Annotated in this window: 20 protein-coding genes; 6 read left to right on the forward strand and 14 right to left on the reverse strand. The window is 66.0% G+C overall.

The features are described 5' to 3' along the window. Nucleotides 1-48: 48 nt before the first annotated feature. From AC07YR_RS08865 to AC07YR_RS08890, 6 genes are all read right to left on the reverse strand, one after another. Entirely contained in the window at nucleotides 49-1881 is a 1833-nt protein-coding gene (locus AC07YR_RS08865; RefSeq protein ID WP_494733736.1) for an ABC transporter ATP-binding protein, read from the reverse strand. Next, the gene (locus AC07YR_RS08870) at nucleotides 1878-3695 is read right to left on the reverse strand and encodes an ABC transporter ATP-binding protein (RefSeq protein WP_494733737.1); all 1818 of its coding nucleotides are present in this window, start codon (nucleotides 3693-3695) and stop codon (nucleotides 1878-1880) included. Before AC07YR_RS08870 ends, AC07YR_RS08865 begins: the two co-directional genes overlap by 4 nt. A gap of 263 nt (nucleotides 3696-3958) precedes the next feature. Continuing rightward, nucleotides 3959-4996 (reverse strand): 2-keto-3-deoxygluconate permease, encoded by a 1038-nt coding sequence (locus tag AC07YR_RS08875; RefSeq protein WP_494733738.1) that lies wholly within the window; start codon nucleotides 4994-4996, stop codon nucleotides 3959-3961. Nucleotides 4997-5069: 73 nt separating this feature from the next. Then, the gene (locus AC07YR_RS08880) at nucleotides 5070-6113 is read right to left on the reverse strand and encodes a zinc-dependent alcohol dehydrogenase (protein WP_494733739.1); all 1044 of its coding nucleotides are present in this window, start codon (nucleotides 6111-6113) and stop codon (nucleotides 5070-5072) included. A 52-nt stretch (nucleotides 6114-6165) separates the two neighbouring features. After that, entirely contained in the window at nucleotides 6166-7464 is a 1299-nt protein-coding gene (locus tag AC07YR_RS08885; protein ID WP_494733740.1) for a four-carbon acid sugar kinase family protein, read from the reverse strand. Nucleotide 7465: 1 nt separating this feature from the next. After that, entirely contained in the window at nucleotides 7466-8731 is a 1266-nt protein-coding gene (locus AC07YR_RS08890) for a RuBisCO large subunit C-terminal-like domain-containing protein (protein ID WP_494733741.1), read from the reverse strand. A gap of 271 nt (nucleotides 8732-9002) precedes the next feature. Between AC07YR_RS08890 and AC07YR_RS08895 the strand changes: the two genes are divergently transcribed. Continuing rightward, nucleotides 9003-9869 (forward strand): GntR family transcriptional regulator, encoded by an 867-nt coding sequence (locus tag AC07YR_RS08895; RefSeq protein ID WP_494733742.1) that lies wholly within the window; start codon nucleotides 9003-9005, stop codon nucleotides 9867-9869. A 93-nt stretch (nucleotides 9870-9962) separates the two neighbouring features. On the opposite strand, the gene AC07YR_RS08900 is transcribed toward AC07YR_RS08895, so the two are convergent. Next, entirely contained in the window at nucleotides 9963-10907 is a 945-nt protein-coding gene (locus AC07YR_RS08900; protein ID WP_494733743.1) for a metallophosphoesterase, read from the reverse strand. A 7-nt stretch (nucleotides 10908-10914) separates the two neighbouring features. Further along, nucleotides 10915-13206 carry a transglycosylase domain-containing protein gene (locus AC07YR_RS08905; protein ID WP_055805019.1) on the reverse strand — a complete coding sequence of 764 codons (2292 nt, stop codon included), beginning with the start codon at nucleotides 13204-13206 and terminating at the stop codon, nucleotides 10915-10917. A gap of 37 nt (nucleotides 13207-13243) precedes the next feature. Between AC07YR_RS08905 and sp36 the strand changes: the two genes are divergently transcribed. The 3 genes from sp36 to AC07YR_RS08920 are packed head-to-tail and all read left to right on the forward strand — an operon-like array spanning nucleotide 13244 to nucleotide 14898. Next, the gene (gene sp36 / locus AC07YR_RS08910; RefSeq protein ID WP_011693223.1) at nucleotides 13244-13399 is read left to right on the forward strand and encodes a Sp36 family protein; all 156 of its coding nucleotides are present in this window, start codon (nucleotides 13244-13246) and stop codon (nucleotides 13397-13399) included. A gap of 2 nt (nucleotides 13400-13401) precedes the next feature. Beyond that, nucleotides 13402-13971 carry a RidA family protein gene (locus AC07YR_RS08915; RefSeq protein ID WP_028269890.1) on the forward strand — a complete coding sequence of 190 codons (570 nt, stop codon included), beginning with the start codon at nucleotides 13402-13404 and terminating at the stop codon, nucleotides 13969-13971. Nucleotides 13972-13986: 15 nt separating this feature from the next. Beyond that, entirely contained in the window at nucleotides 13987-14898 is a 912-nt protein-coding gene (locus AC07YR_RS08920) for an NUDIX hydrolase (protein ID WP_055805017.1), read from the forward strand. A 493-nt stretch (nucleotides 14899-15391) separates the two neighbouring features. Here AC07YR_RS08920 and AC07YR_RS08925 read toward each other — a convergent pair whose 3' ends face one another. After that, a complete protein-coding gene (locus AC07YR_RS08925; RefSeq protein ID WP_011693220.1) occupies nucleotides 15392-16069 on the reverse strand; it encodes a Crp/Fnr family transcriptional regulator in 678 nt (225 codons plus the stop codon). 272 nt (nucleotides 16070-16341) lie between these two features. Between AC07YR_RS08925 and AC07YR_RS08930 the strand changes: the two genes are divergently transcribed. Beyond that, a complete protein-coding gene (locus tag AC07YR_RS08930) occupies nucleotides 16342-17526 on the forward strand; it encodes a MarP family serine protease (protein WP_494733744.1) in 1185 nt (394 codons plus the stop codon). A 36-nt stretch (nucleotides 17527-17562) separates the two neighbouring features. Here the strand turns inward: AC07YR_RS08930 and AC07YR_RS08935 are convergent, their stop codons facing one another. From AC07YR_RS08935 to AC07YR_RS08950, 4 genes are read right to left on the reverse strand one after another with little or no spacing between them, the layout of a single operon-like run. Continuing rightward, nucleotides 17563-18597: a DUF2332 domain-containing protein gene (locus tag AC07YR_RS08935; RefSeq protein WP_494733745.1), complete on the reverse strand. Its 1035-nt coding sequence runs from the start codon at nucleotides 18595-18597 to the stop codon at nucleotides 17563-17565. A gap of 2 nt (nucleotides 18598-18599) precedes the next feature. Beyond that, nucleotides 18600-19076: a type II 3-dehydroquinate dehydratase gene (gene aroQ / locus AC07YR_RS08940; RefSeq protein WP_055805009.1), complete on the reverse strand. Its 477-nt coding sequence runs from the start codon at nucleotides 19074-19076 to the stop codon at nucleotides 18600-18602. Nucleotides 19077-19117: 41 nt separating this feature from the next. Continuing rightward, nucleotides 19118-19492, reverse strand: coding sequence for an SRPBCC family protein (locus AC07YR_RS08945; protein WP_494733746.1), 375 nt, complete (start codon nucleotides 19490-19492; stop codon nucleotides 19118-19120). Between the two features lie 17 nt (nucleotides 19493-19509). Further along, nucleotides 19510-20808: an NAD(P)/FAD-dependent oxidoreductase gene (locus tag AC07YR_RS08950; RefSeq protein WP_494733747.1), complete on the reverse strand. Its 1299-nt coding sequence runs from the start codon at nucleotides 20806-20808 to the stop codon at nucleotides 19510-19512. A 169-nt stretch (nucleotides 20809-20977) separates the two neighbouring features. Between AC07YR_RS08950 and AC07YR_RS08955 the strand changes: the two genes are divergently transcribed. Next, nucleotides 20978-21907, forward strand: coding sequence for an SMP-30/gluconolactonase/LRE family protein (locus AC07YR_RS08955; RefSeq protein ID WP_494733748.1), 930 nt, complete (start codon nucleotides 20978-20980; stop codon nucleotides 21905-21907). Between the two features lie 118 nt (nucleotides 21908-22025). Here AC07YR_RS08955 and AC07YR_RS08960 read toward each other — a convergent pair whose 3' ends face one another. After that, nucleotides 22026-24248, reverse strand: coding sequence for an alpha-galactosidase (locus AC07YR_RS08960; protein ID WP_494733749.1), 2223 nt, complete (start codon nucleotides 24246-24248; stop codon nucleotides 22026-22028). Nucleotides 24249-24363: the final 115 nt, after the last annotated feature.

Raw genomic sequence — 24363 nt, forward strand, 5'->3', positions numbered from 1 at the left:
CCGATTCCGGCCCCCATGTGAAATCGGCGCCCGGAAGCCCCTCGGGAGCTACACCAGCGAGTCTTTCCACGCCCCGTGCAGCTCCGAGAACCGCCCGCCGCCGCCGATCAGTTCCTCCGGCGTACCGTCCTCCACGACGCGTCCGTCGTGGACCACCAGGACGCGGTCGGCGGTCTCCACTGTGGAGAGCCGGTGGGCGATGATCAAGGCCGTGCGGCCGGCGTCGTGCCCTGCCACGCCCGCCAGCAGGCCGGCGAGCCCGCCCTGCACCAGACGCTCCGACGGGATGTCCAGCGAGGAGGTGGCTTCGTCGAGGATGAGTACCGCCGGGCGGGCCAGGAACGCCCGGGCGAAACTGATGAGCTGGCGCTGGCCGGCTGAGACGCGCCCGCCGCGCTTGTTGACGTCGGTGTCGAATCCCTGGGGCAGTTCCATGATGAAGTCGTACGCGCCAACGGCCCGGGCAGCCTCTTCGATCTCCTCGCGGGAGGCTTTCGGACGGCCCAGCGCAATGTTGTCCGCCACGGAGCCGCTAAACAGGAAGGCTTCCTGCGTCACCATCACCACGTTCCGCCGCAAGTCCGGCGTGGTGAGGTTCCTCAGGTCCACCCCGTCCAGTGTCACCGACCCCTCGGTCACGTCGTAGAAGCGGGCGATCAGTTTCGCCAGCGTGGACTTGCCGGCACCGGTCTGGCCCACCAGGGCCACGATCTGCCCGGCCGGAATATGCAGGTCCAGCCGGGGGATGATGAGGGGTCCGTCGCCGTACCGGAACTCCACGCCGTTGAATTCGATGGTGCCGCGGGCGTCGGGGAGCGCCACGGGGTTCTTCGGCGGCCGAACGGTGGGAACCTCCTCCAGCAGACCCGAGACCTTCTCGAGGGCAGCCTGGGCGCTCTGGAAGGAGTTGTAGAACATGGCCATCTGGTCCACCGGCTGGAAGAACCGTTTGGTGGACAGGATGAGGGCCAGCAGCACGCCGACGGCGAGGTCCCCGCCCAGCACACGGAAGCCGCCGAAAAGCAGCACCACCGCGACGCAGACGTTGCCGATCAGCACCAGCCCCGGCTGGAAGACGCCGTTGAGGTTGATCGAGCGTACGGTCACCTTGCGGTAGTCCTCGGACAGTTCGCCGTAGCGCTCAGCGTTCTCGCGCTCCTTGCGGAAGGCCTTCACGGCCCGGATGCCCGTCATCGTTTCCACGAAGTGCACGATCAGCCGGGCGGACACTACCCGGGATTCGCGGAACGCGATCTGGGAGTGCTTCTGGTACCAGCGGGCCAGGAAGTACATGGGCACGCCTGCGGCCAGTACGATGAGGCCGCTGCGCCAATCCAGGGCGAACACCGTGATGGCGGTGAACACCATAAAGAGCATCCCCGAGGCCAGCGAGCTGACGCCGGAGTCCAGGAGTTCACGCAGTGCTTCAAGGTCGGAGGTCTGCCGGGCGATGATTCGCCCTGACGTGTACTTCTCGTGGAACTCGAGGCTGAGCCGCTGCGTATGCCGGAAGACGCGGACCCGCAGGTCCAGCAGCATCGCCTGGCTCAGCTTCGCCGTCGAGGTCACATACAGCGCCGTGAGGCCGGCCGTCGCAACCGCAGCGGCAAGATATGCCACGCCGGTGAGCACCAGCGGGATGTTGTCCCCGGCCCGGAGTGCCGGCATGGCATGGTCGATCCCGAAGGCGATGAGCGCCGGTCCGGCCACCCGGGCGGCCTGGGAGAGCACCACCATGGTGATGGTGAGCCAGAACCTCAGCCGGACGGGGCGGATCAGGGAGCCCAGCAAGGCGAGCGACCGCCGTCGTACGGTTTTGCTTTCGCTTTTGCTCAGGTGGGCGTTGTCCTCGTTGGCGGTGCCGAAGGTAGCGGCGGTCATCGGGAAATCTCCTCGGACTCGTCGCTTAATTCTGAGAGGTCCGAAAGTTCGGAATCCAGGTCCCGTGGTTCCGTTTCGAGGCTGGCGATCACGTAGCGGTAGTGCTCGTTGTGCGCCAGCAGTTCGGCGTGGGTCCCGACGGCGGCGATCCGGCCGTCCTCGAGCAGCGCCACCCGGTCCGCCAGCGCCACGGTGGAGGGCCGGTGGGCGACGATCAGGGTGGTGGTGTCGGCGAGCACCTCACGCAGCCGGGCTTCGACCAGTTCTTCGGTGTTGACGTCCAGGGCGGACAGGGGATCGTCCAAGACCAGCACCTTGGGCTTCGCAGCGATGGCACGGGCCAGGGCAATGCGCTGCCGCTGCCCGCCGGATAGGCTGAGGCCCTCCTCGCCGATGAGCGTGTCCAGGCCCTCCGGAAGGGAGTAGGCGAAGTGGGCCTGGGCAACGTCCAGGGCCTCCTCCAGCGTTTCCTGGCTCCGCTCCTTGGCGCCAAGCAGCACATTATCCCGGACGGAATTGGAGAACAGGGTGGTGTCTTCGAAGGCCACGCCCACCACGGTGCGCAGTTGCTCCACGGAGAACTCGCGCAGGTCCACGCCGTCGATGGTGATGGAGCCGGACGTGACGTCGTAGAGGCGGGGGACCAGCTGGAGCAGCGCGCTCTTGCCGCTGCCGGTGATTCCCACGAGAGCCATGGTTTCGCCTGGGCGGATGTCCAGGCTGACGTCCTTGAGGATCGGTTTGTCCGGGGCGTCCGCGAAGGCGAACGTCGCCGCGTTGAAGCTGAGCGCGCCCTTGAGCAGTCCGGGTTCCCGGGGATGCTCCGGGCTGGTGATGGTGTTGGCGGCGTCCATGACCTCGAAATGCCGGTCGATGGCCGTCTTGGCGGTAAGCGCCATGGCCAGGAGCATGCCGCTGAATTCCACGGGCGCGGCCACCACGGCTGCGGTGGCGAAGAACGCCACGAGCGAACCGATGCTCAGCTGGCCATCCGCAGCCAGCATGATGCCCACCACCAGCCCGGCGCCGAGGGCGAGCTCGGGGAGCAGGGTGACCACCATGCTGAAGGTGGCCTGGTGCCTCGCCTTGGCGATCTCGGTCTGGCGGAGTTCCTCGGCCTGTTCGTTGAAGTTCTCCAAGGCTTCGCGGCTGCGGCCGAACGCTTTGAGCACGCGGATGCCGTGCACCGATTCCTCGACCGTGGTGGCGAGGTCGCCGGCCTGGTCCTGGCTGCGTCGGGCCACCTTGCTGAAGCGGGTCCTGAACCGGAAGCCGTAGATCATGATGGGCACGGCCGCGGCCAGGAAGATCAGTGCCAGCTGCCAGCTCATGGCAAACATCACGACGACGCCAATCACCACCGTCAGGGTGGTCACCACCAGCATGATGGCACCGAACGCCATCCAGCGGCGCAGGAAGTTCAGGTCCGTCATGGCCCTGGAGAGCAGCTGACCGGATCCCCAACGGTCATGGAAGGAGACCGTCAGGTCCTGCAGGTGCCCGTAGAGGGACACCCGCATCCGGGTTTCCACGGTGGTTGCGGGGTTGATGACGAACTGGCGGCGGAGGGCAACCAGCCCGGCTTCGGCGATGCCCAGGCCCAGGATAATCAGGGAGGCGACCCACACAGCGTCCGTGGCACCGCCCACCCGGAGCGAGTCATTGATGAGGACCCGCAGGGCCTGGGGGATGGCCAGCGCCACGATACTGGCGAGGAGTGCGCACAAAAGTCCCATCACAAGCCGGGGGATGATCGGCTTCACATGGGGATAGAGTCGGCTGATCGATGTGAAGAATGGAGTCTGCTTGGCCATGCCCGCTTCTTAAAGCTCAACTGCGAATGTAGTTTCCTTTAGCAACTACCCTATGCCATCGAGTGACACGGTTCACAGGATTCGGGGCCTCGCGGGAATCTTCCCCAGTCATTGCATTCCGCAATACTGCGCCGGGACGGGAAGCGCTGTCCTGCCGGTGTTCCGTCCGGTGCATTTGGCATTTCCGTCCACCAGGTCCGGGTTTACAAGGATGGGCGGGGCGGGCACCCGTGTGCACGCCCCGCCCTTTTCCTTTAGTACTGCTAGGTCAGTTCTGGGGTTCTACCTGCATGTTTGGGGGCTAGCGCCTCCTGCTCGGCGGAGTTGTCTTCGGTGTCCGCTGCGCCCTCCTTTTTTTGCACCCGCCGGGCCCATGCTGAGGTGACGATTGGGCAGAGCACTGCGGAGACGACAACCGAGGCTGCCACGAGCACTGTGGCGTGTTCCGCGGCCGGCGCGTAGACGGGGTTGGCCGTGGCGACGATAGCGGGGACGAGGGCCGCGTTGCCGGCTGTGGTTGCTGCGGCGAGGCCTGCTACGCCGTCGCCGCCGGTGAGTTTGTCGGCCAGTAGCAGCACTGCGCCGCCGATGAAGACCACGAACAGTCCGAGGGCGATGCCGAGCAGTCCTGCTTCGACGACGGCGTTGAGGTTGATGGTCAGGCCCAGGGCCAGGCCAAGGAACGGAATCATTGCCGGTACCAGCGGGGCCAGGAGATGCCGCATGTTCTTGTCCAGGTTTCCGAGGAGCATGCCCAGGGCCAGCGGGAGGATCGCGCCGACAAGTGCCTGCCAGGGGAAGGCAGCAAGGCCGGCGATGCCGAGGGTGACCATGGTCAGGAAGGGGCCGGATTCGAGCGAGAGGATGGAGTATGCTCCGGCGTCGCGTTTGCGGCCGAACTGTCCCATCAGGGAGATGTAGAGGCCGCCGTTGGTATCGTTCAGGGCGGCGACGAGTGCGAGGGTTGAGAGGCCGGCAAGGATTCCGGTTTCGATGGGCGCTTCGCCGAGGAAGCGTCCGGCGATGACGCCGATGAGGATGGCGAAGAGAATTTTTGAGCCGAGGAGCACCCCGCCCTTTTTGAGGATGTAGGGGGTTGACTTGACTTCGAGTGTTGCGCCGAGGCAAACGAAGAACACGGCCAGGAGCGGCGGAAGGCCGGTGAAGAAGGCTCCGGTGAAGGAACCGAAAAACTTACCGGCGTCCGGGGCCAGGGTGTGGATGATGGCGCCGATGAAAAGGGGCACCAGCATCATGCCGCCGGGGACTTTTTCCAGGGCTTTCTTGATGGGAATCGACATTGATTTCTCCTGTGAATAGCTGAGTGGTTGGGAGCTGCACGGGTCGGACCGCCAGTTCCGTTGTTGGGTTGGGTCAGCCGAGGCCTGGGATGAGCAGGACTTTGCAGGCGTCTCCGGTGAGCAGTTCGACCGCTTCGTCGATTTCGCTGAGTTTTTTGCGGTGGGTGATGAGCCAGTCCAGGTCCAGCTTCCCGGAGTCCAGCAGCAGCAGGCTTTGTTCCCAGGTTTCCCAGAGCCTGCGTCCGAAGATGCCGCGAAGGGTGATGCCTTTTTTGTTGATGTAGGCGGCGATGTCGACTTCGGCGGGGCGGCTGGGGTGGCCGACGGTGATGACGGTGGCTTCGCGGCGGACGGCTTCGAAGAGGGTTGTCAGGGTGCCGGGCGCTCCTGAGCATTCGAAGGCGACGTCGAAGCCGCCGCGGCGGCCGGTCAGTTCGCGGCAGCGTTCAATGATGCCGTCGTTGGGGTGCAGGGCTGTCGCACCGAGCTTTTCGGCTTGGGCGCGCCGGTAGGGGTTGGGGTCGACGGCGATGACATGGCTGGCGCCCATGAGCAGTGCCAGGTTCACGACGACGAGGCCGACCGGGCCTGCGCCGCTGACGAGCACGGCCCGGCCAGCGACGGAGTAGTTGGCGCGCTGGATGGCATGCACGGCCACGCCGGCTGCCTCGAGCAAAGCTCCGGATTCGAGTGACAGTCCCGTGGGCAGCTTGACGCAGATTTCCTGCGGCACGGCGGCGTACTCGGCGAAGACGCCGTCGATGTGCATGCCTAGGATCCCGGTGCGTTCACAGGTGTGCGCGTCTCCCGTGCGGCAGGGGAAGCACTGTCCGCAGGTCAGGTGGCTTTCGAGGGCAACCTGGTCACCAACCTGCAGTCCGGTGACGCCGGGGCCGACCTCGACGATGGTCCCTGCGCCTTCGTGCCCGAGGATGACCGGAAGGTTGAGGTTGAACGCCTGGGCCGACGGGGTCCATTCGTAGAGTTCGCGGTCGGTGCCGCACAGGGACGCGGCTCCTACTTCGATGACGACTGTGCCTTCTGTTGCCTTAGGGTCGCCGGCGTCGGTGACGTAGGTGACGCCTCGCTCTGCTGCGTTCTTAACTACTGCCCGCATGGGGGCCGCCTTTCATTGGTTCTGGTGATGCGTGGAGGATTGTGTTGGGGTATCAGCTGGGGAGTTGGCCGGCGAAGCGGCGCAGAATGTCGGTCGGGCCGACCTGTCCGCCTTTGAGCAGGAGCCTGCACCCTCCGACAGCGGAGGCGCCGTCGGCCTGCAGGATTGGGCCGGCTGTGACGAACTGGCCGGAAACGCGCAACTGGCGAACACCCATGGCGATGAGTGCATGGCTGGAGGTGTCGCCACCGCAGACGGCGATGTCGCGGGTTAGCCCGGCATCGGCCATCCTGGCGGCGATGCCGCCGATCAGTGTGCCGACGTAGCCGGGGTCCACCGGATTGCCGGCTTCGTAGCGGGGGTCCGCCGATCCGCGGGTGGTGTGAACGACGACGTTCCTGCCTGCCCGAAGGGCAGCGGAAACGCGTTCATCGAGGGCGGCCACAAGGACGGTGTCATCGCGCTGCAGCAGTTCGGCAGGCACGGGAACGTCCTCCCAACCATTTGAGATGGCGTCGTTGATCTGCTCCGCTGTGGTGCTGGACGCTGAAGCGCTTACCGCGAGAACCGGTCCCGACGGGCGTTGCGGGCCGCGTGTGCGCGGAGCCTGGTCCGAGATGGACCGTGCCAGGGCTGCCATAATGCCGCCGGATCCCACGACGATCGAGGGACCGTGGCCGTGTTCTTCCCGCGTGAGGGCTTCTGCGATGGCGTCCATCTGGTGCTCATCCACGGCGTCGACAACAAAGGCCTGTGCCCCGGGATCCCGGCGCCGCTCCGCCCAGGCGTCCTTGAAGGTGCCGTCCGCATAGGCGGGCAGGTGGATCGCCCCGGGTACCTGGGTGCCGCCGAGCTGTTCGGCCAGGACCTGGCGCAGGTCCGCCTCGGCCATGGGCGTGGACGGGTGGCGGGACATGACCGGGTGGCGGTCCAGCCGGTAGATTGCGCCGGCGTAGGTGGCGTAATGGTTGCTGAAGGCGGTGTAGCGGCCGAAGCCGGGCTGGGCCGGCACCACGGGAATGGGGCCGTGCAGGGGGAATTGCCGATGGAGCAGCTGGATCCCGCGGCCGATGCTCCCGACCGTGGTGGAGCTGTCGAACGTGGAGCAGACCTTGTAGAGCAGTACCTCCAGATTCAGGGCCGCGATCCCGGCAAGGTCACGGGCTACCAGGTTGTCGAACGCTGTTCCGGACAGGGATCGTGCCGGTCCTGCGAACCCGACGACGTCGGTGTCCGTGGGCAGCGGCGCGTCCCCGATGACCAGTGCAGCTTCCAGGCCGTAGCGGTGGGACTGGGCCAGGACGTCGGCGGCTCCGGTGAGGTCGTCCGCGACGAAACCGAAAGCTGGCATGTCAGGCACCTTTCCCGAAAGTCTGAACGGCGTGCAGGAGAGCATCGTCCCCCGTTTGCGCGAGTTTGTCGGCTGCCGACTGCAGCGGCACTCGGTCCACGGCTGCTTCCCACGCTTGGCGCAGGCTGCGCACTCCGGCGCCGGGACCGTCCGGGTGGGCCGCGACCCCGCCGCCAGCCAGCATCATCAGATCGGTGGAACCAACTGCGTCGAATGTGGGGCCGGGAGTGGTGACATTCTGCCCTGAGGACAACACAGGCAGCGGTGCAATGGTCTGTCCGAGGGGTTCGAGCAGGCTGCGGATGTTGGCAGCGACTTCTTCATCGAGTTCGTAGAACTTGCTGCCGAGTCCGCTGGCGTGCAGGTGGTCGGCGCCGGCGAGGCGGGCCATCTGCTGCCAGACCCGGTAGTCCATGCCCAGGGCCTTGGACCGCATCGAGGCAGCGAGGCCGGCGCGGTGGCCGTGAATGGGGACCTCGGCGAAGCTGCGGAGCAAAGCCAGGGCGGGCATTCCCATCACGGGGATGTTCAGCATCACGCAAGTGCCGCCGGCTTCAACAACCAGGTCGTGGCGCTTCTGCAGCCCGGCGAGGTCGCCGGTGATGTTGAAGGCGTACATGGTGGCGTGGCCGGTAACCTGCTCGGCGGCGCGGATTTCCTCGGTGGCGACCGCGACCCGGCGTTCCAATGGCAGGTACGCCGGATCGGTCATCAGTTCGTCGTCCTTGATCAGGTCGATGGACGCCATCGCCAGCTCCCGGACTACCAGCCGGAACTCTTCTTCCGAGAGCCCGACATTGGGCTTGACGATGGTGCCGACCATCACGCCCTGAACGTCACTGATGAGCTTGCGCGTCCCCTCGATGCCGAAGGCCGGGCCCGGGTGCGCGGCGATAAAGTCCCCGGGCAGCTGAATGTCTTGGAGCCGGCAGGCATACAGATCGCCTAGCTCGAAAAGATTGCCCGCTATGGCAGTCTGCAAGGTAGCCAGGTCCGTGCCGACGTTCTCCATCGGGAAATCAACGGTCACAAGGGCAGCCCGGACCTTCTCGGGCGTTGCCCGTGACGGCAGGGAAGGCCGGCAAAAGCCAAGCTCCTGAACGTCCGAAATGCGAGCGGCGTGCCGCTCCCGGATCCGGGCTGACTCGCCGGGGACCGGCAGGAACGTGCCGCTGGACTGCTCGCCGGCCATGATGGCTGCGGCCTTCTCGGGGTCAATCTCAGACTCTAGATAGTAGGTGCAACGCACCGAGCGCGGGTCGCGCATGGATTCTCCAATTCGAGGGGGTTTTGAAACTCACGTATCCGACTGTCACCTGCAGGTACTTTCACTTTGCTCACGCGCCGATGCGGGCTCAAGCAGGTGACTCGCACTTCGGGTCCACGGCATCTTCTGTGATCCAGGACCGAAGTTGTACGTACCTTTGATACGTACAATAATAGGTGGTGTAGATCACGTCAAGTCCGACTGATAACACTGCAGCCCGCTAGGGACACAGCGGGAGGGCTAAGATTTGAACAGCGGCAAAGGAGTTAGCGTGAGTTTGGAACCAGCAGAAACAGCGTCGGAGCCGACGGGACGCGCCGGGGGTTTGAACCGGGAAGCCGGAGGCCCTCTTCACGCACAAATTCGGGACATCCTGCACCGGCAGATCGTGGAACTTGCACTGTCCCCGGGCTCCTCTCTGCCCACAGAGGAGGAACTGCAAAGGCAGTTCGGGGTTTCCCGCAGCGTTGTGCGTCAGGCCCTATCGGGCCTTGCGGACCTCGGCCTGATCCGACGCCAGCGCGGCCGCGGCAGCGTGGTAGCTGCAACACCTGTCCTTCGTCGGCACGTTCAGCGCGCCGGCGGCCTGGATGAACAGGCGGCCGCGCATGGCCAGCGACTGCGCACCCATGTCCTCAGTGTGGAACCTTCCGAGCCGCCCCAGGCAGGCATCGAGGCCCTCAACACCACCAATACATGGAAAATTGAGCGGGTCCGCTACCTCGACGAGCTGCCCGTGGCCTTCATGCGTACCTGGGTCCCGCGCGACTTCTTCCCGCACTTCACCGTAGAACTGCTCGAAAACGCGTCACTCCTCAGCCTGATGCGCGACCACGGCTACCACCCCGCCGGCGGTCCCCGTCAGGTCCAGGCAGTGTCCTCAGATCCTGACCTGGCGCGGAAACTGAACATCAACACCCGGGAACCACTGCTCCTGCTCCAAGGCGTAACCCGGGACGCTCTCGGCCATGGGCTCGAATGGTTCAATGTCTGGCACAGCCCCAACACCGTCTTCGACGTCGACGCACAAGTTACGACCCAGCCCGGGCGCGTCTCCCAGGAGCACCTTCGGCGCCTACGGAACCTGACCCAGCAACTTGAATCAGAGCTAGCCGACCTTGAACTTGGGGCACGTTAAATAGGGCCGAAAGTCACAGCCCGCGCCGGTGGTTGAGGCCGGTGGTTGAGCTTGCCGAAACCGACATCCCGACCGACTCGATCACCCGGTAAGTCAGCCAGAGGTCAGCGTCAGCAGCACGGCTTCGGGGCGGCAGGCGATGCGAACCGGTGCGAAGCGCGAGGTGCCTATCCCGCCGGAGACGTTGACCGGCGTCGTGCTCCCGTTGCTTTCCCAGTTGTTGAGTCCCTTGGCGCGCCACGTGGGGAGGTCGCAGTTGGCCACCAGTGCGCCGTACCCGGGCAGGCAGATCTGGCCGCCGTGCGTATGGCCGGCCAGCAGGAGGTCCGCACCGTCCTCGGTGAAGTGGTCCAGCACGCGCTGGTAAGGGGCGTGGATGACAGCCACCCGGAGGTGCGGGGTCCTGTCCTGGCCCTTGGTTCCGCGGGGCCAGCCGGCGTACTTCTCCAGGCCTAGGTGGGGATCGTCGACGCCGGAGAAATCAAAGCGCAGGCCGTTCAGCACCACGGACTGATGGCGGTTGGTCAAATCCACCCAGCCGGACATTCCGAAGTAGGAGCGCAGCCTGGGCCAGTCGAGTTCCACGGGCTTCTTCTGGGCTTTCGACGGTCCCAGGAAGTAGGAGGCCGGATTCTTGATGGTGGGCGCGAAGTAGTCGTTGGACCCGGGCACAAAGACGCCGGGGTATTCCAGGAGGGGGGCCAGCGCCTTCAGGAGCGGGTCGATCGCCTTGGTATGGCTGAGGTTGTCCCCGGTGTTCACCACCAGGTCCGGTTCCAGTTCCGCGAGCGAGGACAGCCACTGGGCCTTCCGGGTCTGTCCCGGGACGAAGTGGATGTCACTCAGGTGAAGGATCCGGAACGGACCGAAACCGGCCGGAAGAATGGGCAGGGTTTCTTCGCGCAGGACGAACTGGTTCTTCTCCCACAGCCCGTACCCCGTCGCTGCCATGCCGGCTGCGGCACCGGCGGCCGCGGTTACGGCAAAGCCGCGCCCGATGCTCCGGGCGCGGCTTGCCAGCGTTGCTTTGTCCCCCATCGGTGCGCTACCCGTTGCCCTTGCCGTTGTCCTTGCTGGGCTCCGGCGACGGAGCCGGAGTGGCCGGCGCGGTTGCCGGTGCGGTGCTCTGCGTCGTCGGGGTGGTGGTCCGCGTGGGCGCCCCGTTGACCATGTTGGACGGCGGGGCCGTGAACGGGTTGGTGCCGTACGCGGGCGCAACCTGGGACATGAAGTTGGAGAACATCGGCCCGGCGATCATGTAGCCGTCGATGCCCGTATAGAACTTGCCGTTGACGGTCACGTTCTGGCCCGCGCGCTGCTGAGTTCCGAGCGCATCACCGAACCACGCGGCGGTGGCCAGGCCGGTGGTGTGGCCCACCACCCAGGTCGACCCGTTGTTGTTGGAGGTACCGGTCTTGGCTGCGATGGGGAAGTTGGTCTTGGTGGAAATCCGGGGCTGGATGAGTGAGCCTGAACCGCGGTTGAGGACTTCCTGGAGGGCGTAGTTCACGCCGCGGGCAACTTCCGGTTTGATCGCATCGCGGCAGCTCGTGGCCTGGGCGGGCAGCTGGGCGCCGGTCTGGTCTGTCACCGAAGTGATCGCGATCGGGGCGCAGTATTTACCGTCATTCGCGAACGTGGCGAATGCGCTCGCCATGGCCAGCGGCGAAGTCTGCCTGGAACCAAGAAGGTTGCCCAGCGTCGTCATGGTGATTGGCGGCGTCGGGTTTGTGATCTTTCCCGTGTCGTCCCGCTGCGGGAGGCCTTCGTGGAGGCCCACGGCGTCCACGATCTTCTGGATTCCGCACAGGTCCACCTTGGCGGCGGTGGCAAACGTCATGGTGTTGATTGAGTTGGCCAGCCCGTCAAGGACCGTCATCGAACGGTAGTAGTTCGGCTCGGCATTCTGCAGGTCCGTGGATTCGCCGTTGGTGCTGTCATACCAGCCAACAGTCGGCGTCTGGCAGGTGTTCTTCCAAGGGAAGCTTTGCGGATAGCGACGAACCGCGCCGTTCAGGATCGTGTTCATCGAGTTGCCCTCGTTGAGCCACTCGGCAAATGTAAACGGCTTCATCGTTGAACCGGGCTGTGCACCGCCGAGGCCGTTGAGGTCGTTGCCGTTGCCGTCATACTGGTCGACGCTGAAGTTGAGCTGGCTGTCGAACTTGCCGTCGCCGGCGAACCACACCGTGTTCTGCGCCATGTTGGTGATCTTGCCGGTGTTCGGCTGGACGGAAACCACCGCAGCGCCCCACTTGTCCGGGTTGGCGCCTGCGGACGCGTCCACCTGGGCCTGGGCCGCGTTCTGAGCCTTGGGGTCAAGGGTGGTGGTGATGGTCAGGCCGCCGCGGAAGATCTTCCGTTCACGTTCCGTGGCGTCGGCGCCGTAGGCCGGATCGTTGAGCAGCAGGTGCAGGACGTAATCACAGAAATACGGGGCGGTGGACGCATAGGCACAACCCTGGCGGGCCGGGGTGACCTTGGTTTCCACCGGGGCGGCGACCGCTGCCTCGTATTCCGGCTGGTTGATTTTGTGCTGTGTGAGCATCGACTTGAGGACCAGGTCGCGGCGGGTCTTCGCGTTCTCAGGGTTGGTGATGGGGTCGTAGAACGACGGGCTGTTCACTACGCCGGCCAGCAGCGCCGCCTGCGGGAGCGTGAGGTCCTTCGCCGTGGTGCTGAAGAAGAACTTGGACGCGGCTTCAATACCGTAGGCGTCCCGGTTAAAGAACACGATGTTGAGGTAACCCTCGAGGATCTGCTCCTTGGTGAACTTCTTCTCCAGGGCGATGGCCAGCTTCATCTCGCGGAGCTTGTCGCCCACGCCCTTGTTCACGCCGTTGAGCTTGATGTCCTCGGTGTTGCCTTCGGCCTCGAGGGAGGCGTTGATGACGTTGTTCACGTACTGCTGCGTGATGGTGGACGCGCCCTGCTTGTTACCACGGGCCGTACTGACCAGCGCGCGCATGATGCCGGTGGTGTCCACGCCGCCGTGCTCGTAGAACCGGCTGTCCTCGATGGCGATCACTGCGTCCTTGATGAATGGCGACATCTGGTCCAGTGCAACGCGCGTCCGGTTTTCGGCGTAGAGGTTGGCGATCAGGCTTCCGTCAGAAGCAAGGATTTTGGTGGACTGGCTGGGCGGGTCCACCTGCAGCTCCGCCGGGAGGGTGTCGAAGAACTCGATGGAACCGCTGGCTGTGCTGCCGGAAACAGCGGCCGCCGGGACCAGCAGGCCCGCTACCAGGACACCACAAATAGCGCTCACGCCAAGGAAAGCAAGGATCTTTCCGAGGGTGGTGGCCGTGTCGAATAAAGGGTTCTTACCAGTCGCCATGTTTTCCACTTTACCGGCAAGGACTAGTCTTTAGCTCATGACCAAATGGGAGTACGCCACGATTCCGCTCATTATTCACGCCACGAAGCAGATTCTGGACCAGTGGGGAGAGGACGGCTGGGAGCTCGTCCAGGTCGTCACCGGTCCTGACGGCAACGGCCTCGTTGCCTACCTCAAGAGGGAGAAGCAGTAGTTATGACAAGCCCCGCAGGCACGGCGCCGGAATCCCCGGCCCGCGCGGAAAATTCGGCCTCCGGCGCGGAAAACGGAGCGCCGGTATCGGCCGTGGAACAGCGGCTGGCAGAGCTGGGACTGACCCTTCCGGAAGTCGCGGCCCCGGTGGCCGCCTACGTCCCGGCAGTCATCTCCGGAAACCACGTCTACACCTCCGGCCAGCTGCCCTTTATTAACGGCAAACTCGAAGCTACCGGCAAGGTGTCCACGGGCACCGAAGGCTTCGCGGATGAGCCGACGGTCTCTCCCGAAGACGCCAAGCGTTTCGCTGCGGTCTGCGCAGTCAACGCCCTGGCGGCGGTGAAGAGCGTGATCGGCGACCTCGACCGTATTACCCGGATCGTGAAGGTGGTGGGCTTCGTCTCCTCCGATCCGTCCTTCACAGGCCAGCCTGGCGTCATCAACGGCGCGTCGGAACTCCTAGGCAAGGTCCTCGGCGATGCCGGCCAGCACGCCCGGTCCGCCGTCGGCGTGTCGGTCCTGCCGCTGGACTCACCGGTCGAAGTCGAACTGATCGCCGAATTTAGCTAAGGCCGGTCACTTCCCTTGCCCCAGTTAGCCCGTCGCCTGTTTGTGCTGCCTCCCGATCTTGAGGGGGCAGCACAAAGCTGGCTCGAACACGGCGAGCGGACGCCACGTGCCGCCCGCCTCGCATCCTCCGTGGTCCTCCTCCGCGACGCCCCCACGGGGCTGGAAACGTGGCTGGGCTACCGTCCCGGATCCTCGCCGCTCGGAGTCCTCGCTTTTCCCGGCGGTTCCCTTGAGGCGTCCGACGACGACGCCGTCAGCTGGCTCGGCCCCTCACCGCAGCACTGGGCGGAACAAATGGGAACGGACGACGTCGGGCTGGCGCGCCGCCACGTGGTGGGCGCCATCCGCGAACTCTTCGAAGAAACCGGTGTGCTTCTGGCCGGCCCGGACCTGTCCACCACGGTGGAAGCCACTTCCACTCCGGAATGGATGCGCGCCAGGATAGCTGTTGCCGAGCAGGAAAAATCCTTCACCGACGTCCTGGCCAAGCGCGGGCTTTCCCTCCGCACGGACCTGCTGAAACCGCTGGTCAACTGGCTCAGCCCCGACTTTGCCCACCGGCGCTTCAATACCCGCTACTTTGCCGCCACTGTGCCCGTGAACCAGCAGCCCACGCTGCTGGGAAGCAAAGGTGTCTGGGGCCGCTGGGTCTGTGCCAGCAAGGTCATCGCGGAGCGTGACACCACCGCCCTGGGCGATGAAGTGGGCCAGGAAAACACCGTGGGCCTAACCCTCGGCCGGCTGCTGGTTCCGGGCTCCGAGATCATGCTGGAGAAGATGGCGGCAGCTAACGGGTGCATCGCCTACCTGAGCTACAAACGCAAGGCACACGTCTACCAGCCGAAGCTGGTCGAAGAAGGCGGCAAGCTGATGCTCGAAGTCGAGGCTGCCAAGACGGTCGCCGGCGAGCCGCAGCGGGAGCGCTAGGCGCGGTCCGGCAGTGCCGGTGGTCGCGTTAGCCGGGCACCGGCCTTCGCTTCGCTTAGACACGCTCGACGGGCGTCACTCCGGTCGCTGGGCGACCTCCGGAGTCCGATGCGCTCCTATTCAAAGGACCGCCGCCCGGCTTTAACGGACGCTCTCGCAGTTCCTGTCGCTTTTTCGCCGACGCTCTCGCAGTTCCTGTCGCTTTTTCGGCGACGCTCTCGCAGTTCTTGTCGGTCCTGGTGCTGGAGGCCGATCGGTGACGACTCGCAAATTGGCTGACGACACTGAAAATGCCTGGCGACACCGTTATTCGGCTGTCGCCAGGCATCTTCTGTGTCGCGGGGATTTTTGCGCGTCATTCTCCCGATAAGGGACGACCGGCAATTTCCCTGATTAAACGCAAAGGCCCGAGGTCCGGCATCCGGAAGCGTGCGTTAAAGCGATGGAGGTGCAGCACGCGGAGGATGCCGGCCTCGGGCCGGACGCAGTTTGACTATCGTGAGCGCTGGCGGAGGCGCTGCATGTCCAGGATCACTACGGCACGGGCTTCCAGGCGGAGCCAGCCACGCTGGACGAATTCGGCCAGGGCCTTGTTCACGGTTTCGCGGGAGGCGCCCACCAGCTGGGCCAGCTCTTCCTGGGTGAGCTCGTGAGCCACCAGGACGCCGTCGGTTGCCGGGCGGCCGAAGCGGTCGGCCAGATCCAGCAGCGCCTTGGCCACGCGGCCCGGAACGTCGGAGAAAACAAGGTCCGACAGGGAGTCGTTGGTGCGGCGCAGGCGGCGTGCCAGTGCCTGCAGCAGCTGGGCCGAGACCTCCGGGCGGGTACGCAGCAGTGCGTTGAGGCTTTCGTTCTTCAGGCCGGCAAGGCGGGTCTCCGAGACGGCCGTTGCCGTGGCCGTGCGGGGGCTCGGATCGAAGAGGGCCATTTCGCCGAAGAGCTCACCCGGGCCGAGGATTGCCAGCAGGGATTCGCGGCCGTCCGGTGACGTGCGGCCCAGCTTCACCTTGCCGGAGACGATGAAGTAGAGCTGATCACCCTGGTCGCCTTCGCGGAAGACCGAGGCTCCGCGTGACAGGTCCACCTCGGTGAGCTCGTCCGTGAGCAGACGGAATGCTTCGTCGTCGAGCGTGGCGAAAAGGGGTGCGCGGCGCAATACCTCGATGTCCATGAAATCTCCTGAGTAAAATGTGTCGGCTGGGGCGCTTCAGCCATTGTTTCAGAATTTTGAAGGTTCTGTGACGTACTTGGCACGCGAAACGCCTGAAATGGCGGTTCTGAGGCCGGTACCGGACCTGTGGGGCGCCTTTACAACGCAGATTTCGACGGCGGGAGCGGGCTTTCCGGAGCGCCTCGCGGTTGCTCTGGGCGGCTGTCAGTCACGGCAAACTGTCAGGGTTCGCCACTAGAATTGGGGCTTACCTGTTTTTGTGAGGAGCCCGCGTGTTCGGCTTGACCATCCTGGACCTGGCCTTGATCCTGACGCTGCTGTCCTACCTGATCTATGGCCTTCGCAATGGCTTCCTGGTGACCCTTGGCGGCATTGCCGGGTTTATCGTCGGTGCCGTGGCTGCGTTTGTGTCCGTGCCCATCGTCAGCAACCTAGTGGAGGACAGCGGCTGGCGGCTCACCGCGATCGTTGCCGCCGCCGTCGTGCTTATTGTCCTGGGGCATGCACTGGGAACCATGATCGGCCGCAAAATCCGCAGTGCCGTGCGGATCCAGCCGCTGCGGGCCATGGACCGGGTGGTGGGCGGAGCAGTCAACGTGGTGGTGGCAGCCCTCGTCATGTCCATGCTGTCCTTCAGCATCAGCGCCCTGGGCGTGCCGTTCGTTTCCCAGCAGCTGGCGGAGTCGAAGGTTATTCGCTTCATCGACGGACTCACGCCCGTACCGGTGAAAGCAGCCGTGGCGCAGCTGCGCTCCACCGTGATCGGGGACGGCATACCCACGCTCATCGAGGGGCTCGGGCAAGGCCAGCAGGTAGCCATTCCCAACGCGAGCACGGACACACCGGCCCTGAACCAGGCCGCGGAGTCGGTCCTGAAAATCGCGGGCACCGCCTACCAATGCGGCCAGAACCAGACCGGAAGCGGCTTCGTGGTGTCGCCGGGGCGTGTTGTGACCAACGCCCATGTGGTGGCGGGCGTGTCGCAGCCTGTGGTGGAGATCCCGGGAGGAGGGGCCCTGCCCGGCCGGGTGGTCTACTTCGACAGCCAGCATGACCTCGCTGTCCTTGCCGTGGACGGACTTCCGTCGTCCCCGCTCCAACTGAGTGCGGACCTGCCGGCCGGCAGCCCGGCCGCGTTCGCAGGTTACCCGCACGGCGGGCCTTTCCAGTCCAAACCGGCAACGATCCAGGACATCGCCACCGTCCTGGTCCCTGACATCTATGGCGGCAACCCGGCACCGGAAGACGTGTACCGGCTTGCCGGCGATGTCCAGCCGGGCAACTCCGGCGGGCCCCTCCTCACCACTGAAGGCCTGGTTGCCGGTGTGATCTTCGCGAAAGCCACGTCGGATGCCGAGCTGGGCTTTGCCATCACCATGGACGACCTCGGGCCGGTGGCCGCCCAGGCGCCGGGCCTGAGCAGCCCCGTTTCCTCCGGGCAGTGCATCCAGAAGTAAGCGGGCGGTGCATGCAGAAGTAAGCGGGCGGGGGCCCTAGAGCCACTCCAGGGTTTGGCCGTGCGGCCCGGCGATGGCCACGGGTACACCGTCCTGGAGGAGCAGGAACCGGCCCTGCAGCCGCGAGTCATCCATTTCCGGCACCACCACGGAGCCGTCGGCCTGGGCAAGTACCGTGTGGCCCTCGTTGGACAGCCAGTGGCAGCCGCGCTCTGCCGCAAGGGTGCCGATCGTGGCACGGAAGGCTTCCCGCTGGGAGGCGTCCAGATAGGCCATCACGGCGCTGTGGAATACCACCAGGGTCGCGTCCGGCGGTGCCTGGTCGGCGAGCGACACCAGTTGCTCGTTGAGGTCACCGGCCACCAGCAGCGGCGGATCCTGCTGCGCTATGGCGATGGCCCGGCGCAGCCGCTCGCGGCGGAAGTCCTGCTCCGGCCAGATCAGGGCTTCAAGCCAGGCGACGTCGTCGGGGTCGTTGATGTCCAGGGGGTTCAGGTCAATCCCGGCCCGCCACACCACGTGGGGGAGCTCTGCGGGAAGCGGGACGGCCCCTTCCACGGTGCAGCGCAGAACGGGCGGCTCCTCCGCCGCGGACCGGGCCCCGTCCGGTTGTGGCACCAGCCACGTGACTGACGCGCCGTCGTCGTACTCGTAGGCGTACTTGTCCGGAAACAGCGCGAGCCCGGCCGAGGCACCCACCTCGATCAGTGCCAGGGGACGGCCCGTCGAGCCGGCGATGACGGCGAGGGACGGCAGCAGAGTGGTGCACCTGCCTGCCTCGTTGGTCTGCGTGGCGCGGGAGAGCACGATCCGCGAGACCTCGTCCCAGCGTGCAAGGAGGAACTCCCGGAACTCTCGGTACGGCGTGATCCCGGCGCCCAGGAACCGCGCTGCCGCCAGGATCAGCAGGGGCTGCCGCTTGTTGTGCGGCCACAGTTCAATACGGCTGATCAGTTCAGGATCGCCGGCGATTCCCACCGACCACTCTGCGTAGCACGGGGAGGACGCCGGCGCATCGACCGTACCGAAGTTCCGGTACCAGTCCGCGGTGCCCGCGTTCCCCGCGCCCATGATCAGGCCCTGCCGGCGTTCAGTTCTGCGAGGTATTCGACGGCGAACCGGTAGCCCATCACGCCGGCGCCGGCGATCACGGCCTTGCTGATGTCCGAAAGATACGAGTGGTGCCGGAACTCTTCACGGGCATGGACGTTGGTGATGTGGACTTCCACCGCGGGCAGCTGTACTGCGGAGATGGCGTCGCGGATGGCCACAGATGTATGGGTGTAGGCGCCGGCGTTGAGGACGATGCCGATGGCCTTGCCCCGCGCGGCGTGGATGGCATCAACCAGTGCACCCTCGTGGTTGGACTGGAAGCATTCAACTTCCAGGCCGTAGGCGGCGGCGGCCTCCTTGGCGAGCTGTTCGACGTCGGCCAGCGTTGCGGTGCCGTACTTCTCCGGTTCCCGGGTACCCAGCAGGTTCAGGTTGGGTCCGTTGAGGACAAGGATGGTGCCGCGGCCGGCTTCGGTGGCGGGGGAGGCTTCAGTCATGAGAGCAAATCTATCGCTTTGCATGCGGCGTGCGCTGTTCTTTACGGCGGGCTGACGGGGCGGACCGTGATCCTGGCAATGCGGCGCAGTGCCGCAGAGCAAACTGGGAGGTAGGCGGGCGCCCACCAAGGAACCGTGAACGTGACCCGGCAGCCGTCCCCTTCCGGAACCACAAGGTGCCCGGTCGCGCGGATTCCGGCCACGGACCAGGACCAGGAACGGCCCGCCCGGTATTCCGTCACCGTGAAGGGCAATGTGACAGCGGTGACCGTCCGCACCCGGCCGGTGCTGCCGGCCGTGAAGCCGGGCGAGTCCAGTTCTGCATCCGTCACGGAAGGCCCCCATTCACGCCAGCGGCCGACGTCGGTGAGCAGCTCCCACACGTCCGCGGCGGGGGCCGTGATGTGCCGGGACACGGATAACCGCATCCGCGCTACCGGAAGTCCGCGCGCAGGACGGCCCGCGCCGCGAGATGGCCGCTTTCGAGGGCGCCCTGGATGGAGGCGGTGGCGCGGTGGTCGCCGCAGACGAAGACTCCGGGTGCGATCTCAGCAGGCTGCGGGGACCCCAATGGAGGAGGCTGGACGGGCAGGGCATTCGGAACTTCGTGCCGGGCCACCAGCTCCCATCCGGTGGCATCCGCCCCGTAGATTTCAGCGGCATGCCGGCGGACAGCGTCATCGCCGGGCACCGGCCGGCCCGGGCCGAACAGCGCCGATGTTTGCACAAGGTGCCTGCCGGCGGGGGCATAACCCGGAGCTGCGTTGGAAACGACCGCCGTATTGACCAGGGGGCCGCCCGGCCGCTCCCGCGCATCAACGCACAGCAGGTTCAGCCGGGACGGAGGCTCGCCGGCCGCGAACCAGTGCGTCAGCACGCCCTTCATGGCGGGAACGCCGCCCGCCGCACCGCCGCCGTCGTTTCCTAACGCCAGGGTTTCGGCGCCGGCCGGGTCCGTAGCCACCACCACCTGCTCAGCCCGGAGCTCGGCACCGGAGGCACGGACCAGCATGGAGCCGCCTTCGCGCCGGATGGAATTCACCTTTATCCCGGTGCGGACAGGCGTGGCGAGCGAGGCGGCCAGCTGCCGCGGCAGGGCCTGCATGCCCATTCGCGGCAGCCCCGGCACTCCGAGCGCGAAGGTGCGCAGCAGGAGCCGGGCGAAGTCATTGGAGGTGCTGCCGTCGTCTTCGAGGAGCACCCCGGCCAAGAACCGTTCAACCACCCGGCGGAGTTCGCCCGCCACACGCGCGTCGTCCAGTGCCTGCCGCAGCGTCACGTCCCGGCCAGACACGGCGGCGCGACGTCCGCCGCCGTCGTACTGCCGCCAGGACCGGACGACGGCGGGAGCCGCCCAGCGAAGGAGGGCAGCCACCTCGCGCGGCTTTGCCAGGCCGCTGCCGAAGGTCCCGGCGATCAGCTGCGGTTCGCGCAGGGGATGGGCCAGCACGGCGAATCCCTCGTCGCGTCGCACTCCCAGCCCGGCACCGAAGGGCTGTAAGTCCAGGGCACCGACGTCCACCCAGCGGCGGACGGCAGGGTAGGCGGGATTCAGGACCTGGAACCCGCGGTCCACCAGGAATCCGTCCACGTGCTCCGTGCGGATCCGGCCGCCCACGTCGTCTGCGGCTTCCCACACCCGCACTTCACGCCCGGCTGCCTGCAGCTCCCGGGCGCACTGCAGCCCTGCAAGCCCCGCGCCGACCACCAAAACCTCGCACGAATCGGTCACGGTCCATCTTGGCACGCATGCCATTTCCGAACCTCTGGCCACGCTTTGTGCCGGTGCCTAGACTTGAAGGACCATCGTGCGGAGCTCCCGTACCGGTCAGCTCGCGCGAAAAGCCCGATCTGGAGAGAGCGTCATCATGCGCTGCAAAAATGTGGATTCAGGAAAAGCGATGCGCCGTGCCGCCGTGGGACTGGTGGCCCTCGCAGCACTCATAATTCCGGCACCCGTTGCGTCTGCCGGTCCGCCGTCGACGAAGGGCGATGACAAGGTCATTGAGCTTCCCGGCGCTTCGTCCGCCGAAGGCATAGCCGAGGGAGAGGGCACCACCTTTTTTGCCGGGGACCTCATGAAGGGGGACATCTTCCGGGGCGACATCCGCCGCGGGACGGCCAGGCTGTACATCGATGTGCCGGACGGCCGGATGGCGGTCGGCATGAAAGTGGACGTGGAGAACGGCCTGCTCTTCGTTGCCGGCGGCACCACCGGCCAGGCCTACGTCTATGACACCGGCTCGCGGAAGACTGTGGCCACCTACCAGCTGACCCGGGATCCGGCTTTCATCAACGATGTCGCCGTCACGGATGACGGCGCCTGGTTCACCAACTCCGTGAAGGGCGAGCTGTACTTTGTCCCGGTGGATCGCCACGGCAAGCCGGGTGACGAGGTCAGGACGCTCACGCTGAAAGGACCTGCTGCCGAGACTCCCGCCGACTTCAACCTGAACGGCATTGCGGCCGTCCGGGGCGGCCGGACGCTGATCCTGGCCCATTCTGCGAACGAAGCCCTGTATACGGTGGAGCCGGGCTCCGGTGAGACCGCCGACAGCGTAAAGATCACAGGTGCCGGCCTGCCCTTCGTGGACGGGATTGTGGTGAAGGGGAACACCCTCTGGGCCGTGCAAAACATGATCAACCAGGTGAGCCGCGTCCGGCTGGACTCCCGGCTGGATTCCTTCGAGGTCAAGGACGTCATCACCAGCCCTGACTTCCAGGTCCCGACGACGGCGGCCCTGTTCGGCGATACTCTCGCCGTGGTTAACGCGAAGTTCGGCGTTCAAGGGGCCAGCAAGTACGAGGTGGTCCTTGTCGACGCCCGCTGAGCGGACTTTGGACGCCCGCTGAGCGGACTTTGGACGCCCGCTGAGCGGACGTGGAAAGCAGAGAGCCTGCCGGCCGGGTTTGGTACCCGGCCGCCAGGCTCTTTGGGAGTCGCTGAACCTACACGGCAGTCAAGCGCAGCAGCAGTGCGTGTTCCGGGTTGAGGACGGGCATGGGCAGCCCCACCTCGGCCAGGAACCGGCCACTGGCTTCCGCTCCGGCGGCCAGCCAGGCGGGTGGCTGCGCCTGGGTGAAGTTGTGCGCATAGTCTGCGTCGCCGGGCGTCGGGAAGATGGCCTCAACCCGGTAGCTGCGGTCCTGGTCCAGTCCCGGAATGGTGATGCGTCCCGGACGTTCCGCGAACGAGGTCCTGGTGCTGACCAGCGCGAACAGTGCAGCCGTGTCTCCGGTCTCCGGGGTGCCCTGGGACACCACGCCGTGAAGCATGAGCGAATCGTCGGCAACGTCGGCGCGGACCATCCGGCCGGAGTGGATCAGGCCGCGGTGCTCCTTGTAAAGGCCGATGAACCGCTTGAGTTCTTCGCGCTCCGCGCCGTGGACCTGGCGGACATCCCATTCCAGGCCGAAGTGCCCGAAGAAGGCAGTGATGGCTCGGAACGAAATGTCGTGCGTGCGTGCCGTGGTGTGGGACGTGGTGGGGCCGATGTGACCGCCCACCAGCTCCGGCGGCACCACCAGCCCGGTCCAGCGCTGGATGGTCTGGCGCTCCAGGGCGTCGTTGCAGTCCGAAGCCCAGATCCGGTCGGTCGTTTCCAGGATCCCCAGGTCCACGCGGGCGCCGCCGGACGAACAGCTCTCAATCTCCAGGCCCGGGTGGGCCCCCTTGAGCTCGCTAAAGAGGCGGTAGGCGGCGAGTGTCTGCTCGTGCACGGAGGAGCGCCCGGCGTGGCCGTGCTCGGTGAGGTCCCGGTTCTGGTCCCACTTCAGGTAGCTGATGTTGTTTTCGCGGAGCAGGGCGTCGATGCGGTCAAAGACGTACTGCCAGGCCTCGGGGTTGACCAGGTCGATCACGTGCTGATGGCGCCAGGTCAGTGGCAGCCGGCCGCCGTCCTTGTGGGACCGGACAGCGGGTCCAACGATCCATTCCGGGTGGGCGCGCGCCACGTCGGAGTCCAGGTTGATCATTTCCGGCTCAACCCAGAGGCCGAATTCCATCCCGCGGGACGTGACGGCCTCGATCAGCGGTGTGAGGCCGTCCGGCCACAGGCCCTCGTCAACGTACCAGTCGCCGAGGCCCGCCTGGTCATGCCGGCGGCCACGGAACCAGCCGTCGTCGAGCACGAAGCGTTCCACTCCCAGGTCCGCCGCCGAATCCGCCAGTTCGATCAGCGTGCTGAGATCGTGGTTGAAGTAGACGGCTTCCCAGACGTTGAGCACCACGGGCCGGGCCTTGCCGGTGCCCGCCTTGCCTGCGCCTGAAACGGCTGACGCCGAGGGCAGCACGTGGTGCGGACGGTTCCTGAACCAGCTGTAGAAGGCCTCGCTGATGCCATCCAGGCCGCGGTCCGAGTACGCCGCGAAGAGTGCGGGGGTGGTGTAGCTGCCGTTGGGCTCGAGGACCACTTCGGCCGGGCCCAGCAGCTCGGAGCCGCCGATCATGGTCCGGCCGTCGCCGATGGTGTCCGCGAACTGTTCGTGGTTTCCGCTCCAGGCAAGGTGGGTGGCCCAGACCCTGCCATGGCGGTTGCCGAAGTCCGCCGTGCCGGCCGCCAGCAGCAGCGAGGAATCGTGGCCGGTGCGCCCGTGCCGCCCTGTCCGCACCCAGGTGCCCTGCTGGATGGCCCGGCGCTGCGGGTGGCGTTCACGGCACCAGCGTCCGGTCAGGTCAAGGAGTTCGACGGCGTCAGGAGCCACCGGCAGCACGGTGGCCAGTTCGTCGAGCTGAAAGGGTGAAGTGCCGGTGTTGGTGACGGTGTGGCGCATTTCCAGCAGGCCGCCGTCGTGCAGTTCCAGCGTGGATTCGACGGTGATGCCGGCGTCCGGATCTGACTGGACAATCACGGCTGAATTCCCGGCGGCGGACTTTCCGCCGGTTTTGACGTCCGCGACGCGGAGGCGGACGGAGAAATCGTAGCCGGGCACGCCGTCGGCGATCCGGTGCCCGCGGAGGGCAGGGCGTCCGCGCCAGCTCGACGATGCCTGCGGCAGCAGCCCGGCAGGGACGGCGGCGTCGATGGCGGAGGGCGGGATCGGTTCGCCGAGGATTGCCAGATCGGGCAGTGAAGCGCCCAGATCGGCGCCCCAATGAATGACCTCGGCCTCCCCGCTGTCGAAGCTGATCACCAGGCTGGTGCCGGCGGAGCGGAGGTGCAGGGGATCCATGGGGTTACTCTTTCGATGTGGCGGTGAGCGTACCGTGACGCTGCCCGCGGGGTTTGTATGGTGTGTTTCGTATGAACGTGCGGTGTGGAGCGCCCCGGGTGCCCCCGCTTCGCGA

Source organism: Arthrobacter sp. GW460-12-1-14-TSB2, assembly GCF_059423525.1.